Source organism: Sinorhizobium sp. CCBAU 05631 (genome assembly GCF_002288505.1).
In the GTDB taxonomy this organism is placed as follows: domain Bacteria; phylum Pseudomonadota; class Alphaproteobacteria; order Rhizobiales; family Rhizobiaceae; genus Sinorhizobium; species Sinorhizobium fredii_C.
This window is the reverse complement of record NZ_CP023063.1, coordinates 336,498-351,358: the sequence shown is the minus strand read 5'-3', so window position 1 is coordinate 351,358 and position 14,861 is coordinate 336,498. Positions and strand designations below refer to the sequence as shown.

General features: G+C 62.6%; 15 protein-coding genes. All 15 read right to left on the bottom strand.

Features of this window, described 5'->3' with window-relative positions:
- Positions 1–6: 6 nt before the first annotated feature.
- Complete coding sequence (fliR, locus tag SS05631_RS01615) at positions 7–759, bottom strand: flagellar biosynthetic protein FliR (RefSeq protein ID WP_037423960.1); 753 nt, start codon at positions 757–759, stop codon at positions 7–9.
- On the bottom strand, positions 756–2,843 hold the full coding sequence (gene flhA, locus SS05631_RS01610) for a flagellar biosynthesis protein FlhA (protein WP_037423958.1): 2,088 nt from the start codon (positions 2,841–2,843) through the stop codon (positions 756–758). Before flhA ends, fliR begins: the two co-directional genes overlap by 4 nt.
- Positions 2,844–3,004: 161 nt before the next feature.
- Positions 3,005–3,271 (bottom strand): flagellar biosynthesis protein FliQ, encoded by a 267-nt coding sequence (gene fliQ, locus SS05631_RS01605; RefSeq protein ID WP_037423956.1) that lies wholly within the window; start codon positions 3,269–3,271, stop codon positions 3,005–3,007.
- Positions 3,272–3,428: 157 nt separating this feature from the next.
- Positions 3,429–3,869: a flagellar hook assembly protein FlgD gene (gene flgD / locus SS05631_RS01600; protein ID WP_037423953.1), complete on the bottom strand. Its 441-nt coding sequence runs from the start codon at positions 3,867–3,869 to the stop codon at positions 3,429–3,431.
- Positions 3,860–4,309: a flagellar biosynthesis repressor FlbT gene (flbT, locus tag SS05631_RS01595; RefSeq protein WP_012706881.1), complete on the bottom strand. Its 450-nt coding sequence runs from the start codon at positions 4,307–4,309 to the stop codon at positions 3,860–3,862. The genes flgD and flbT overlap by 10 nt, the downstream gene beginning before the upstream one ends.
- A complete protein-coding gene (gene flaF / locus SS05631_RS01590; protein ID WP_014327358.1) occupies positions 4,306–4,653 on the bottom strand; it encodes a flagellar biosynthesis regulator FlaF in 348 nt (115 codons plus the stop codon). Before flaF ends, flbT begins: the two co-directional genes overlap by 4 nt.
- Positions 4,654–4,690: 37 nt before the next feature.
- The gene (locus SS05631_RS01585; protein ID WP_037423950.1) at positions 4,691–5,743 is read right to left on the bottom strand and encodes a flagellar hook-associated family protein; all 1,053 of its coding nucleotides are present in this window, start codon (positions 5,741–5,743) and stop codon (positions 4,691–4,693) included.
- Between the two features lie 2 nt (positions 5,744–5,745).
- Entirely contained in the window at positions 5,746–7,176 is a 1,431-nt protein-coding gene (gene flgK, locus SS05631_RS01580; protein WP_037423947.1) for a flagellar hook-associated protein FlgK, read from the bottom strand.
- Positions 7,177–7,197: 21 nt separating this feature from the next.
- The gene (locus SS05631_RS01575; RefSeq protein ID WP_037423945.1) at positions 7,198–8,418 is read right to left on the bottom strand and encodes a flagellar hook protein FlgE; all 1,221 of its coding nucleotides are present in this window, start codon (positions 8,416–8,418) and stop codon (positions 7,198–7,200) included.
- Positions 8,419–8,505: 87 nt separating this feature from the next.
- A complete protein-coding gene (locus tag SS05631_RS01570) occupies positions 8,506–9,177 on the bottom strand; it encodes a response regulator transcription factor (RefSeq protein WP_037423941.1) in 672 nt (223 codons plus the stop codon).
- Positions 9,178–9,449: 272 nt separating this feature from the next.
- A complete protein-coding gene (locus tag SS05631_RS01565) occupies positions 9,450–10,001 on the bottom strand; it encodes a lytic transglycosylase domain-containing protein (RefSeq protein WP_037423938.1) in 552 nt (183 codons plus the stop codon).
- Positions 9,952–11,433, bottom strand: coding sequence for a flagellar hook-length control protein FliK (locus SS05631_RS01560; RefSeq protein ID WP_037423935.1), 1,482 nt, complete (start codon positions 11,431–11,433; stop codon positions 9,952–9,954). Before SS05631_RS01560 ends, SS05631_RS01565 begins: the two co-directional genes overlap by 50 nt.
- Positions 11,430–12,752, bottom strand: a complete 1,323-nt coding sequence (gene motC, locus SS05631_RS01555) for a chemotaxis protein MotC (RefSeq protein WP_037423932.1) — start codon at positions 12,750–12,752, stop codon at positions 11,430–11,432. The genes SS05631_RS01560 and motC overlap by 4 nt, the downstream gene beginning before the upstream one ends.
- A gap of 5 nt (positions 12,753–12,757) precedes the next feature.
- A complete protein-coding gene (locus SS05631_RS01550; protein WP_037423929.1) occupies positions 12,758–13,960 on the bottom strand; it encodes a MotB family protein in 1,203 nt (400 codons plus the stop codon).
- Positions 13,957–14,610: a hypothetical protein gene (locus tag SS05631_RS01545; protein ID WP_037423926.1), complete on the bottom strand. Its 654-nt coding sequence runs from the start codon at positions 14,608–14,610 to the stop codon at positions 13,957–13,959. Before SS05631_RS01545 ends, SS05631_RS01550 begins: the two co-directional genes overlap by 4 nt.
- Between the last annotated feature and the right edge of the window lie 251 nt (positions 14,611–14,861).

Below are 14,861 nucleotides of genomic sequence, written 5' to 3'. Positions count from 1 at the left end.
CGTTTTCTAGCCACCTTGCATCACCGGCGCGAAGCCGTCGGCAAACAGGCGCAGCATCGCCGCCACGCCGAGATAGAGCAGGAACAGGCCGCCCATGATCAGATAGGGCTGGGAAATGAAATAGACCGGAACCTGCGGGGCAAGCTTGTTGACCATGCCGATCGCCACGTTGAACAGCAGGCCGTAAATCACGAAGGGGCTCGCCAGGCGCAGCATGATCATGAAAGTCTGCCCGAGCGAATTCGAAAGCGTGATCAGCATGCCCTGCGGATCGAAGCCGATGCCGATCGGCATCGCACGATAGGACTGCGCGATGGCCTCGAAGATCACGTGGTGAAAGTCGAGCATGAAGAGAAGCATCAGGCCGGCGAAGCTGATCATGCTGGTGAGCTGGTTTTCCGCCGTTTCTTCGAGCACGTCGGTCGCCGGCGGCGGGTTGAAGCCGATCAGCATGGTGATGGCCGTCCCGGCAAATTGCAGGCCGAGCACGTAGTAGCGTGCCACGAGGCCTATGACGGCGCCGATGACGCTCTCGGTCGCAATGAGATAGATGTAGCTGTGGCCCTTGTCGGCGACCGCAGGATAGATGTCGGTCCACATGATCGGCAGGATGGCCATGGAGAGCGCGACGGCGATGAACAGCCGCACCTGCATGGGAACGCGCGCCGTCGAGAACCCCGGCATGATCATGATGCAGCCGCCGATCCGACAGAATGCCGCAAACAGCGCAAGCACCGTGCCCTCGGGATCGGTGATCATGAAAGCGCGCCGATGATCTTGATTTCCAGCCCCTTGGCGAGCTCGACATGGGAGAGCACGGGCAGCGTTGCGAAGAGGCGTTCGATGATCATGCGCACATATGAGCGGGATTCGGGCGAACTTACCAGCACGAAGGGCACGCCCCGGTCGAGATGTTCACGGATAACCTTCGTCGCCTGCTCGCTGAACTCCTCCAGGTGGCGCGGGTCGATGTCGAACTCGACGATCTCGCCCTTGGCGTCGCGCTTCAGCGCCTGGTGGAAGACCATGTCCCACTTGTTGCCGAGCCGGAGCACGCGCAGCACGCCGTTTTCGGCAAGATCGCCGCAGAGCTGCTGCGACATGCGCACCCGGACATGTTCGACGATCTGCTCGGTCTTGCGGACATGCGGCGCCAACTCCGCCACGGCTTCGAGAATGAGATGCAGGTTGCGGATCGAAACGCGTTCGGCGAGCAGCAATTTGAGGACCGCCTGCAGGCCGGAATAGGACATGTGCGAGGTGCAGATCTCGTCGGCGAGCTTGCGGTATTCCGGATCGAGCCGCTCGATCAGCACCTTCACGTCCTTGTAGGAAAGAAGCTGCGGCAGGTTGTTGCGGATCACTTCGCTCAAATGCGTCAGCACGACCGAGACGTTGTCGATCGGGTGGAAGCCCTCGCGCTTCAGGTCTTCCGTGAAGGTCTCCAGTATGGAAAGCGCCGGCATGCCGAAGGCCGGCTCGCGGATCTCGTCGCCGGGGACGCTGGGGCGGCGGCCGCCGCCGGTAACGACGAGCACTTCGCCGACGCGCACGGTGTTGGAGGCGACGGTCGTGCCGTGGATGCGGATGTGATAGGCCTTGTCCGGAATGGAGATATCGTCGGAAACCTTGATCTCCGGAACGACGAGCCCGTATTGCAGGGCGAACTTGCGGCGCATCTTGCCGACGCGGAAGGCGAGCTCCTGATGCGCGCCGAGCAGTCGGGTGGAGACCTGCTTGCCGAGCAGGAGCTCGATCTCCGCCGTTTTCAGCACCGATTTGACGGAATCCCTGTCGCTGTCCTTCGTCTGCTGCGCCTTCTCTGCCTCCTGGGCGCGCTTCTCGGCATTGGCCGCTTCGATCTGCCTCGGGATAGCCCATCCCAGGAAGGCCATGCCGCCGCCGAGTACCGCGAAGGGCACGAAGGGCAGGCCTGGCATCACGGAGAGGAGGACGATGAGGCCGGCCGCAACCATCAGCGCCCGCGGGTAGCCGCTCAACTGACCGACGACGGCCTGGTCGGTCGAGCCGGCGGTGCCGCCGCGCGACACGAGAAGGCCGGCGGCGAGCGAGACGATCAACGCCGGGATCTGCGAAACGAGGCCGTCGCCGACCGAAAGCTTGACGAAGACATCCGCCGCCTCGCCGATCGGCATGTCGTGGCGCAGATAGCCGATGATGATGCCGCCGAAGACATTGATCGCCGTGATGATCAGGCCGGCAATCGCATCGCCGCGGACGAATTTCGAGGCACCGTCCATCGCACCGTAGAAGGAACTCTCCTCCTCCAGCTCGCGGCGGCGGCGCTGCGCCTCCTTCTCGTCGATCAGCCCGGCCGACAGATCGGCGTCGATCGACATCTGCTTGCCGGGGATCGCATCCAGGGTGAAGCGGGCGCCAACTTCGGCGATACGCGTCGCACCCTTGGTGATGACGATGAAGTTCACCGTGATCAGGATGAGGAAGACGATCAGACCGATGACGAAGTCGCCGGACATGACGAGGCTGGCAAAGCCCGAGATGACGCCGCCGGCGGCGCCATGCCCCTCGTGGCCATGGGAGAGGATGACGCGTGTCGTGGCGATGTTCAGCGCCAGGCGGGTCATCGTCGAGATCAGCAGGATCGTCGGAAAGGACGAGAATTCGAGCGGCCGCTGAATCCACAGCGCCACCATCAGGATCAGCACCGAGAAGGCGATGGAGAAGGCCAGCCCGAAGTCGATGAGAACCGGCGGAATGGGCAGAAACAGGATCGACAGGATCATCACGATCCCGAGCGCGAAGCCAATGTCCCGGCTCTTCGGTGCGAGTTTCGGGATGGTCAGGGTCGCCTGTTGTGCCATGTCTCTTCCGTCTCGTCATGAGAGGCGGGCAGCGCGCCGCGCGGAGCTGCCCCAAACTATGACGGAAGATCTAGAGACCCAAGCTTGCGCGAGGGTGGTATTGGGATGGGATGAGGAAGGTACGCGCAGTTTTCCGCCCGCCGAATAAAGCGGCGAAAGTCTCAGAACCCCGACTGGATTCGTGAGAAGATGATGTCGGTGAAGATGGAGATCTGTGCACCGACGAACGGCGCCGAGATCGCCCCCGTGACCATCACCGCCAGGATCTTCGGCACGAAGGTCAGCGTCATTTCCTGAACCTGGGTCAGCGCCTGGATAAAAGCGATGACAACGCCGACCACCATGGCGGCCAGAACGGCGGGACCCGAGGCGACGATCACGGTCCAGATCGCTGCCTGCACGATATCGAGAGCGTCCGCCTCATTCATTCGCGTTTCGTCCTATCCTGCCGGCGCGCACGAGCAGCGGCGAAGCTCTTAGGTTCGAGGGTGATTCTTCAGAGGATTCTCAACAATCACCGGCGCCGGTCAAGCCAGGGCCAACTATGTGTGCGTGGTCCGCCGCCGCCGCTCTAAAGAGCAGGAATTACGTCCCCGAGCCGGACGAGGTCGTCGATACGGTGATGCCGGTCTCGATGGCGATCTCTTTGCCGCCGGTGGTGATCGCGATCACGCCGTCGGAGGTCACCTCGACCTCGGCGACGACCCCGCTCGTCTTGCCGTCACTGCTGGTGATCGTCTTGCCGATGTAGGTCGAAGCCTGGGTAAGACTTTCGCTCGCCAGCAGGCTTTCGAGATTGCTGTTCGTCTTGATCGATTGCTCGACCTGCGAGAAGGTCGCCAGCTGCGATATCTGCTCGGTCGCATCCATCGGATCGGTCGGATCCTGGTTCTGCATCTGCGCGATGAGCAGCTTCAGGAAGCTCTGATAGTTCAGGGTCGCGTCAGTCGCGTCGGTGCTGCTCGTCGAAGTTGAACTCGTCGTCGAGGTCGTCGAGGTGCTCGAGGATACTCCGCTTACCGCCATGGCGCGATCTCCTTGCGAATCTGGTCGATCGTGGCCGGCGTGATTTCCTGATTGTTCAGGATGCGCTCTTCAATCGGGTAAAGACCGCGGATCGCCTTCAGCGCTTCGAAGGCACGGCCCTGGGTGACCAGGCCGTCGATGCGCTTCAGCTCCGCCAGAACTTCCTCGTTCTTGAAGCAGGCGAGCAGCATGACGATCGACTTGCGGAACATGGCGGTCGACTGCTCGGCGCCTTCCGGATTGATCAGGATCATCTGGGCGATGAAGTAGAGCTGCCGCAACGGTGTCGTGGCGTCTTCCGGCTGCAGGACGTGGTTTTCCAGGAGGAAGGTAACGTCGTTGAGGAATTCCACGGCGACCTTGCGGTCAACGCGAAGCACCGCGCCGTTTACAAAGATTCGTTCGCCCGATTTCAGCGAGATACGCAGTGTGCTCTTCATTTCAGTCCATCCCTGATGATGGTGGTAATGTCAATTATGCCCTGGAAGTTGGAGGAGTCGCGTTTGCGGATCTTCTCCGTCTCGTTCAGTATCCAGATCCCGATCGAGATCAGATTGGCACGCAGTTCGTCGTTGAGCTGGTTATCCGGAGCGCGCAGGTCCTCGATGAAGCGTATCCAGACGCGTCGGGTGTAGTAGATCGCCTCGATCGCTTCCTTTGAGTATCCCTTCTGCTGCTTTGCCGCTTCTAGGAGCGCGATCGAGCGATTGAGGACTTGCCACTCGCGATCCTTGGAAACGGCTACGCCTTCCTCCATGATCTCGGCGTATGCAAACTGATACATTCAGACATCCTTCATGCTTGTCCTTATCCTCTTGTCATCAGAGGAAATCTATCAAACTCAACTGCTGGATCCTTCCGGTGAGGGTGTAGGACGTCTCCATCTGCGTCAGCAGCGTGTTCATCCGGGTCGACGCATCATAGGTGTCGACCCCCTCGAGATCGGTGATGTGGGTGTTGATGAGCTTGATCTGAACTTCGAGCGAGGTGTTCGCCTTTTCCACGCGCGCTTCGGAAATGCCTAGCGTGCTGCGTTCGGCGGTGATCCCGGTGATCGCCTGCTCGACATAGCCGAGTGCCGCCTCGCCGACATAGGCCCGGACGTCCGATCCGATATCCTCGTCCATCAGTTCCGAGGATATCACACTCGCAAGAGCGAACATGCGGAAGCCGGTCGTCGTCGCATTGGTCGAGCTCTGCACGACTTCGGACGTGCTGATGCGGCTCGTCATGTTCTGGCTCGAGGCCGCGGACCAATCGGTGGCCCACTGCGTGTCGTCCGTATAGAGTGGCTCGAGGGTGTTGGTGATGAAGTCTTCCATCTGCGCCTCAGTGAAGTCGCTCATGGAAGAGATGTCGTTGCCGGACATGTAGGTCGCGAGCGCATCGTCGAAGGTCGTCTTCGCGGCCGAACCGGTTGCGGCATAGTCTTCGAAAGGCTTCACATCGGTGTTGATGCCGGCAAACAGGAACTCGCCGTTGAAGGACGTGTTCGCCGAGGCGGTGAAAAGCGACATGGCGCTTTCGATCTCGGTCTTCTGGACCGACAATTGGTCGACGGAATCGTTGCCCTTGAAGGTGACGAGCGTATTGCGCACCTGCTCGGCAGCCTCCGCCATCGTTCCAAGGGCTTCCTGAGAGGACGCCAGCCGCTGCGTGACGACGGCGTTGGTATCGACCAGGGTTTCCAACCGAGCAAGCTCGCGCTGCAGGTTGACGGAGCGCGCCGTGGAGGAGCCGAGCTCGAGGCCGACATCCGCATGCCGGCCGGTCGAAACCTCCTCCTGAAGCTTCAGCAGTTCCTCCTGGCCCTGCTGAATGGTCAGGCGCATGGCATTCTGCACCGCCAGATTAGAAACGAAGGACGTCTTCATGATTACCTCACGGCTTCCAGAAGGGACGCCATCATGGCGTCCACGGTACTGATCAACTTGGCAGATGCCTTGTAGGACTGTTCGAGATCGAGCAGCAGCGAGAGCTCTTCATCGATGCTGACGCCGGTGACGTTGCCCAGCGCTTCCTCCGTCCGTGCCAGGAGAGCCGTCTTGTTGTCGTCGGCCGTCGAGGCAGCGCTGCGGATCTGCTCGAACCAGCCGATCGACGAGGCGGCGAATTCCATGATCGAACTGGTGCTGTCGAGCCCCGCCGCCGCGTCGAAATCAATGTCGCCGTCCATGGCGGTGATGAAGCCGTCGAGGAGATCGGTGTAGCCGGAATTCGGATCCGTGGCGCCGCCGGGGTTGGAGACGAGGCCGTTGAATCCGCCGTCGCGAAGCAGGAACGGATCGGTTTGCGCGGCGGCGTTGACAGTCAGCGACGCGGCGATGCCGGGCTCGATCGTCCCGTCGGCGGGAACCGTTCCGTCCGCCCAGGTGAAAAGGCCGGGGGCGCCGTCCTCCTGGAAGAGGCTGACCAGGCCGCGGGCCATCTCGTCGAGTTGCGACTGGAAGGTCGGCGCGATGTCGTCGCGGAGCTGCAAGAGGCTCGCGAGCTTTCCCTCTGCGGTCGTGTCGGCGCCGGCGCCGGCTGAAAGCGACACCCCGTCGACGAAGATGGCGTTTCCGGTCGTCGATGCATCGAAGGCCGAGGTTGCCGTGAACGTCACCTGCCGGGCTTGCGTCTCGAAGAGGACCGTTCCGTCCGAGGTATAGATGACCGTATCGTTGTCCGCCCTGGTGACGGTCGAAATGCCGACGAGCTCGGAGATCTGCTTCAGGAGCTTGTCGCGGTCGTCGAGCGCGGCCGAGGCGTCGGTGCCCGCCGCCGTCGCTTCCTTGACGGCGTTGTTCGCCGTTTCAAAACTGGCGAGCAGTGCATTCAGGTTGTCGACCTCTTCGGCGATCTGCTTGTCGGTATCGAGACGCAGGTCCTGGACCGCGGTCGCCGTCTTAGTGATCGAATTGGCAAGGTCCGAGGCGTCCGCGACGACGGTTGCGGCGATCGTCGAGTTGCCCGGTGTCGAGGCGAAGGTCTGCAGGCTGTTGCGGAAGGTGGAAAGGTAGGTCGATGGCGCCGTCTCGTAGTCGTTGCCGCCGAGCGCCGATTTCAACAGCTCGAGCCCGGAAAGCAGGCTGCTCTGCGCCGAGGATTGCGAGATGCTGGTGAGATTCTGCTTGAGCAGAGCCTCGTTCTGCGCCCGGTAGACGGAGACGATCTGGGCGCCGTCGGCCGTGGTTCCCAGCATGGCCATGCGGCGCGAGTAATCCGCGTTGCTCGCATTGGCGACGTTCTTCGACACCGTGGCCGTTTGCGAGGCCGTGGTGCTGAATGCTGATTGCGCAATTGCGATTGCCGAGGACAACGACATGCTGGGACCGTTTTCTGGGAATTACCGCTTCAGGTTGACAAGAACTTCGAGCAACTCCGAACCGGTCTGGAAGACCTTGGAGTTGGCCGTGTAGTTGCGCTGCGATTCGATCATCGACGTCAGCTCGTCGGCGATGTCGACATTCGAGCTTTCAAGCGCGCCGGAAAGGATCTCGCCAAAGCTGCCGGACCCGGCGAAGCCGGTGACGATGACGCCGGAATCGACGCCCTGCGAATAGACGTTACCGGATTCCGGCACCAGCTTGTCGGGGCTTTGGACATTGGCGAGAGCAATGCGATAGCGCGGCTCGAGCTCGCCGTTAGCATATTTGATGTAGACGACGCCGTCGGTGTCGATCTGATAGCCGGAAACCTTGCTCGGGGCGTTGCCGTCGATCTCGCCGCCGTCCGGCGTGAACGACGTGCCAAGCTGAGTCGTCTCGGAAAAGTCGATGACGATGTCGTTGAGCACAGCGCCCGTACCGGAAATGGGGTTGAGACCGGCCCCGGTCGGGTCCAGCGTCAGGCTTGCCGGCGAGGTAGTCAGGACGCCGTCGGTGTCGAAATCCAGCGTCGCAGTGCCGAGAGAGAGGGCCGAGGTCCTGTCGATGATCTCCAGTTCCCACTGGTTATCGGCAAGCTTCGTGTAGTTGAAATCCAGGATGCGGGTGTTGCCCTGGCTGTCGTAGACGATGAGGGAGGTCGTCGACACATCGCCGTTCGCGGCACCGGAAGGCAGGTTGGCGCCCATCGCGCCGGCGGTCGAGCCCGCCGCCGACAGGCCTTCCGAAGCGAGGTTGACCTCGGTCAGGCCATCGAAACCGTTGACGACGACCGTCGGATCCACGCCCGCTTCGTACTCGTAGCCCATCAGGGTGAAGCCGGCGGCGTTGACGAGATTGCCAGCGTCGTCCTGGACGAAGGCCCCGGCGCGCGTCAGGTACTCCTGGCCGTTGGCGCCTTGAACGATGAAGAAGCCATCGCCGTCGATCGCAAGGTCGCTTCCCGATGTCGTGTAGGTCGTCGAGCCCTGGTCGGAAATCGAGTAGCGCACCGATGTCTGGACCCCGCCGGAATTGTAGGAGCCGTTGCTGGAAGGCAGGATCATCGAGGAGAATTCGGTCGACGCCCTCTTGTAGCCGGTAGTGCTAGAGTTCGCGATGTTTTCAGCCACCGTGCTGAGGCGGTTGGCCTGGGCGTTCATGCCAGAGACGCCCGTTCTCATGGTACCGTAGAGACTCATAGAGGATCCTCGTTTCCTGCTTCAGTGGGAGACTAGAAGTCGGGCCTTGCGTGAACCTGTCTTGACCCGACCAGGTTGTGGTCCGGCTCAGTTCCAGTCGATGCAGTAGCCAAGGAAACGCTTGGAATCGATCGGGTCGAAGCCGAGCTTCTTGCGTAACTTCTTGCGCAACTTGCTGATGTGGCTTTCGACGACGTTCTCTTCGACGTCTTCGTCAAAGATGCCGTAGATCGCATTGAAGATCTGCGACTTGGATACCCGCCGGCCGCGATTGGCGACGAGATATTCGAGAATGCGCCGCTCGCGGCGCGGCAGCGCGAAGACTTCGCCGTTAATCTCCGGGTCGCGGCCGTCGGCAAAGACGCGGATCGGGCCGATGTCGGTGTAGTTGGCAATGGCCTTCAGGCGCCGACGGATCGCCGCGACCCGTGCGAGGATTTCCCGCGGATGGACGGGCTTGCGAACGACATCGTCGACGCCGCAGTCGAACAGCGCCAGGGTGTTTTCGAGCGACGGCGTGTCGCTCATGGCGATCACCGGCGCCTGGGAGCGATCGCGGATCGCCCGCGGCAGGCTGAAAGCGCTATCGCCCTGCCCGATCAGGAACGCCTCTACCGCATCGATGTCCGAATCGGCGGCGGTGTTCACCCATTCGCCGAATTCCTTGGGATCAAACCCGGTCGAAGGAATGCCCTCGCGTCCGAAAAGCGACGCGTAGCCATCCTTCACAAGCTCTCTTTCATCAACCACCACGATCATTCGTCCGCCTCCGAATCAGTATGGGTGTCTTGCTGATTGAGAGGTACGAATCCGGGGATTCACGAACAACTAGAGGAAGTTAATGGGAGATTTTAATAGTTGATTAAGGAATGCGTGCCGATTTGATCTATATCTAGTATGTCCCTGTTAACGCTGACACTAAATTCGTGTGGAAAAGTTAACGCATGGCAACAAATAGCGCTTGCGATCACAATCTGTTCGCATTGTCGCCACAATGCGGCAGCGGCCCGATTATCACAACCTTCGATTGATTATTGACAAAACTGCGCCGCGTTCGGCGTCCACTTTCCATAGCCCGTGGCGACGAGGTTCGCGATGACCCTGCAGACATATTTCTTCTGCGCCGGATCGTTGTTCGGCCCGGCGTGATAGCGGGCGACCGCCATCGTCCAGCTCTCGTGTCTGGCGCGCAGATTGGAGAGGAAGCGCGCGGCATAGTCGACATTCCGCCTGGGATCAAGCATTTCCTCCGGAGAGCTGAAATGCTCGCCGTGGAAGTGATAATTGATCTGCATGCAGCCGAGATCGATGAGCTTCGCCCCTTGCGCCCGCGCCGCGCCGAATCGGCTGAGGACATCCTGAACGCTCGTGCCGAAATAAGCCTTGCCCTCGATGTTCATGGCATAGGGCTGGAGCGACCCCTTGCGGCCGGTCTCCGTCAGCCCGACCGAGTAGAGGATTCCCGTCGGAATACCGTATTTCGCCGCAGCCGACGCAATCTCGCGCTCGCAGATGCCGGTGCTCGCAAGGGCGCTACATGTAGACGTCACCAGCGCGAGAATGCTCAACGCCGCCAGACGCATCGTCCGTTCCATCATTGCCCCACCATGTCTCGGCCTGTGCCGCCGCGCCTCCGTCTTGCTGCTGACGTCCCTGCCCGCTGTCTCCGCCGGTGCGCTCGCCGCCCGACTGGCCAAGCTGGGCCTGCGTCTGCGGATGCGAACCGCTGCCGCTCGAAGCATCGCCGCCGGCATTGAACACGACGTTCACCTGATCGACAGCGAAGCCTTGGGCGCGCAAGGCCTTCACTATCTCGCTCTGGTCGTCGCGCAACTGACGGAAGGCCTCGCCTGTTTCCACCTTGAGATCGACCTGCAGTTCGTCGTCCTTCAGGCGCAGCGTGGCCGTGACCGTGCCGAGTTCGATCGGATGCATCTGGATCTTGAGCGTGTTCAGCGTCTTGCCGGCGTGGTTCGACGCCTCCGGCTGCGCCAGGAGGGGGCTCGACTGGAGCGCCTGTGCCCATTCGCCGTCACCGGCAATCGCGCCGGCCACGGCGGCGGAGTTTGTATTCATCGCCACCCCGAGATAGCGGCGCGCCTCGAGGACGGTCACCGTCTCGGCCCTGGCACTGGCTGATGAATTGCCGTTCTCGACGGCGGTCGCTTCGCCGCCTGCCGAAATGGTCATCGAGACCGCCTGCCCCTTGCCGTCGGCGCGAGCCAGGCGGAAGAGGCGGTCCGATCCTGCGTCACCTTGCTGTTCGGTCCGTGAACCGTCTTCCGCTGTGGCGTCCGACAGGATATTCGACATCTCGGCCGCCGGGCCGGCGGTGCGGTCGACTGCAGAACGCATCGTCTTGTCCGTGATCTCACCACCGGCGCTGTCGATCTGCATTGCCTCCGGCGCATTGCCGCCAAGCAAGGTCAGGAGGTCGCTGACAGGGCCGTTGGCCGGCGCGCCGGAGGCGGCATTGCTATTCGACATCTGATCGGACGCCCCGGAACTCTCCGCTGCGCCAGTCTCCACGAGCCTGTGATCTTTCGGGCTATCCGTGGCCGTCTTGTCTTCGGGATCGCCGGCCTCTTCTCCCGCGATGGAAGCCGCCGAAAACTGCCGGTTTCCTTTGTCCCGAACAACCTTGAGCTCGGAGGATTGCTGGCCTTCCAGCAGCGCGCCGTTCGGATCGCCCTGAGCATGGCCTGGCGCCGAAGGCGTCGATAGCCGCCCGGTTCCAGTGACGGCGGCGCTTGCGATCAAGATGCTTGGCTTGCGATTGCCGATGGTGAACTCGGTACCCGCCGTTTCGGCGCCGTCCGGAAGCGCGTCAACTGCATCCGATCCGGCGTCCTGAATTGCACCCTGGGCAGACGCCTTCTGGCGGCCGGCATCGGCGACCACGCTCTCGAAGGCCCCAGGCTCCCCGGCAACCTGCTCGTTGCCGCCCTGCCGGGACCCGGATCGGGTTCCCAGCGCCGCGGCGGGAGCACGGAACGTCTCTTCAAGTGGCCTCATAGTCCTTCCTCCGCAAGGAGCGCATCGATCTCCTTGATCTTCGAGCGCCCATTGGCCACGAAACCGTCGACAGCCGGATCGGATGCCGCAGGGTGTTCGGCGCCAGTCGGCGGCTCGCCACCCGGCGCGGGCGCCTTCTCGGACGGCGACGTATGGGTCGCGTCGGCAAAGGGGCTCATGCCGCTTCCCGTTTCCCCCGCTTCGCGGCCTTCGGTCTCAGGGCCAGGGGGTGTCTCCGGTATAGGCAAGGACGCTTGCGCGGGGCTTTCATCCTGCGGTCGTCGCACAACCTCTTCCGCAATCGCCCTGGCGGCCTCCCTGAGGGCCCGGTCGCGCGGCGAGAGCTTGTCGTCCGGAATTGCCGCCAGCGTCTGTGCCGCCGTGAACACATCCTCGGAGGGTACGGCCGCGAGCCCCTCGTAGAAGCTCGCCAGCAGCAGCGATTGGCCGCCGCCGGCCCGTGCGAGCTCTTCGGCCCGGCCGGATGCCAGCCGCGCCAGCGTCTCGTTGCCGGCGATCGCTGCGCGCCTGGCGACGCGCAGATAGACCTCGCGTTGCCGCGCCTGATCCATGAAGCCGAGTATCTCGGCGACTCTCTTTTCGACCGCCTCGTCGAAATGCGCGACCGCCAGGTCGACGAAGACGTCGGCGAACTGGCTCGCATAGGGCGATGTCAAATAGCGGCGGGCATAGTTCAGCGCATAGCGGAAGCCCTTTTCCTGATCGCCTGCCTGGACCGCAAGCGAAACGGACCGGCGAAGCGCCGCCTCCTCTATGATCGTCCCGGGCGCCGTCAGACGCGCCCAGTCGTAATATCTCATCGCGGCGACCGGGTCCTGCTGCGACGAGGCGTTGCCGAGGATCAGAAACAGGTAGGGACCGACCCGGGAGTTCTTGTATTCGGGTGCCGCCTTGGAGAGGCTTTCGACGATCAACGGCCCCTTGCCGCGCAGATATTGCCTGAGGGAGTCGGTGACGCGGGCGTCGAAATTGCCCTCGATATCCCTGTCGGTGAGATATTCCAGCGTTTCCGGATTGCCGCCGCTCATCACGTAGACGAGCGCCGCATCGACGTTGCGGGGGTCGCGAAAAATCGCTTCGTCGGCCGCCCTCAGGCGCTTGTCGATCTCGCCTAGCATGAAACGCTGCATCTCGATCGCCGAGTGATCGCCGAGCACGACGGAATCCTGGACGTATTGAAGCGACCGGATCATCTTGAACGGCGCGAGCTCTTCCGTTTCGCTTGCGCGGGCCACGCCAAACGCGAGCGGAGCCGCAAGAACTGTTGTCGCCAGGATGGCGCAGAGCCGCTTCAGCATCTCTCTCAGCCCTGCCCCGCCTGCAGCAGGATCTCGATCCGCCGGTTGCCGGCGGCATAAGGATCGTTCGGCACCTGCAGGCGCCGGTCCGCAAAGCCGCTGATCTGATTAACGCGCTCTTCCTTGAGACCGCCGCGCACCAGCATGTAATAGGCGCTCTGGGCACGCGCCGCCGACAGCCGCCAATTGTCATAGGTGCCGTCTTTGAACGGACGGCCATCCGTGTGGCCGCGGATCGCCACGGTGCCCTGGCGCTCGGCGAGCAGCTTGCCGATCTTTTCCATGGCAAGGACGAGCTCCTTGCCGGGAACGGCGGAACCCACCGCAAACATCGGCGCGTCCGTCTGCTCGCTGATCGTCACCAGCAGGCCGCCCTCGGAGGGCGTCACCACCAGTCCCTCGAGAAGCCGCCCGGCCTCGCCGCCGACCGCCTTTTCGATTTCGGCCTTCAGGGCCTCGGCCCGCTTCTTCTGCTCCTCTGCGTCCGCTTCCTTCTTGAGTGGCACTTCGCCCTTTGCAGTCTCGTCCGCGGTCTTCAGCGCCTCGCCGGCCTCCGGCTTCTCACCGGCATCGGTCTCGGGGCCGCGCCTCTCAGCCGCCGCGACGTCGCTTTCGGCCGCATTGCCGGCGTCCTTGACCTCGACCTGCTTGGTCCAGAAATCCGGATCAAACGGATCGCGATAGGCCTCGCCGCCGTCGGCACCGGTCGCCGGGCCCGACTGGGCGGCACCGCCCTCGCCCTTGGCACTGATATTGGCCTGCTGGCCGACCTCCTTGGCGATTTCGGAGAGAACCGAATAGGGGTTCTCGAAGAAGTCGGCGTCGGAATATTTGGTCTCCTCGCCCGAGGTTGCCGTCAGCTGGTCGCCGGTCTTGGCCGAGCCGCCGGACTTCGCCTGCTCGCCATCCGCCTTCGACCGCTGCTGCGTCTCGTCACCCTGCGCATCCTTGGCCGGATTCTTCAGGCCCTTTTCCGCGGGCTTCTGGTCGGTGAGCTGCACCGGATTGAAATAGGAAGCGATTGCCGCCTTCGTTTCCTCGTTGGCGGCGTTGATCAACCACATGACTAGGAAGAAGGCCATCATCGCCGTCATGAAGTCGGCATAGGCGATCTTCCAGCCGCCGCCGTGATGGCCGTCGTGTCCATCGCCGGAGCGCTTGACGATGATGATTTCGTTCTTGCCGTTGTGATGGCTTTCTTCGCTCATGCCAGAACCTTCCGCACGGTTTCGGACCAGGCCGCCATTCTGGTCACCAGAACCGCTTCGCCCAGCTCAACCGTCAGATCGATGTCGTCGGCAACGACGTGCCGGAAAACCAGAGTGTCGTCGTCGAGATGCTGTTTCAGCGCTTCGAAGAGCACCGGCGATCCCTTGACGGTGATGGTGAGCCCCTCTCCCGCGCCGATGCCCTGCCTGACCATCACCGCCAGGTCTTCGACGGCGCGCTTGATGAGTGCCTCCTCCATGACCGGCGCGAGCACCCGCGCCGCCTGGTCGCCAAGCGCCAGGGCCAGCCGCTCGGTGATCTGGGAGAACCCGGCGGCGAGTTTCGAAGCTGTGTCTTCCGCCAGGCGATGCTTCACGGCATCGAGGTCCTCGGCGTGGCGCGCCTTGAGCTCGGCGATTTCCCGCTGATGCTCGAAGGCGAGCTCGGCGGCGGCCTCCGCGCGACCCTGCGCGAAAGCCTCGCGCCGCTCGGCATCGACGTCGAGTTCAGGCATGGCGGGCCTCTGGGCGGTCCGATCTTCGGCGGGGAAGTCCGCCTCGAGGTCCGGAAAATATTTCGGCGGCATGCGCGTGATTTCGATCTTCGGCGCGCTGAAATCCTTGAGATAACGGGAGAGCGACGCACTCATCGATGATCCCCCCGGCGGCTCGCAGCCAATGCCGGCGCACGTCCCCCGCCCGGCAGGGGGTGGCTCATGGTCCAGAAATCCAAAGCGCCTGACACGTCTATGATGTCTCCTTCGGCCCTTCCGCCCGAGACAGCGACAGGACCAGCATTCTCGATGCGCAACGGTTCGCGGTGGAGGACCCGAAGCGGGACCGGTGCAACGGCGACCAGGATCATCTTGGCCGGCAGCCGGCCGAGCAGACTGCGAGGAAA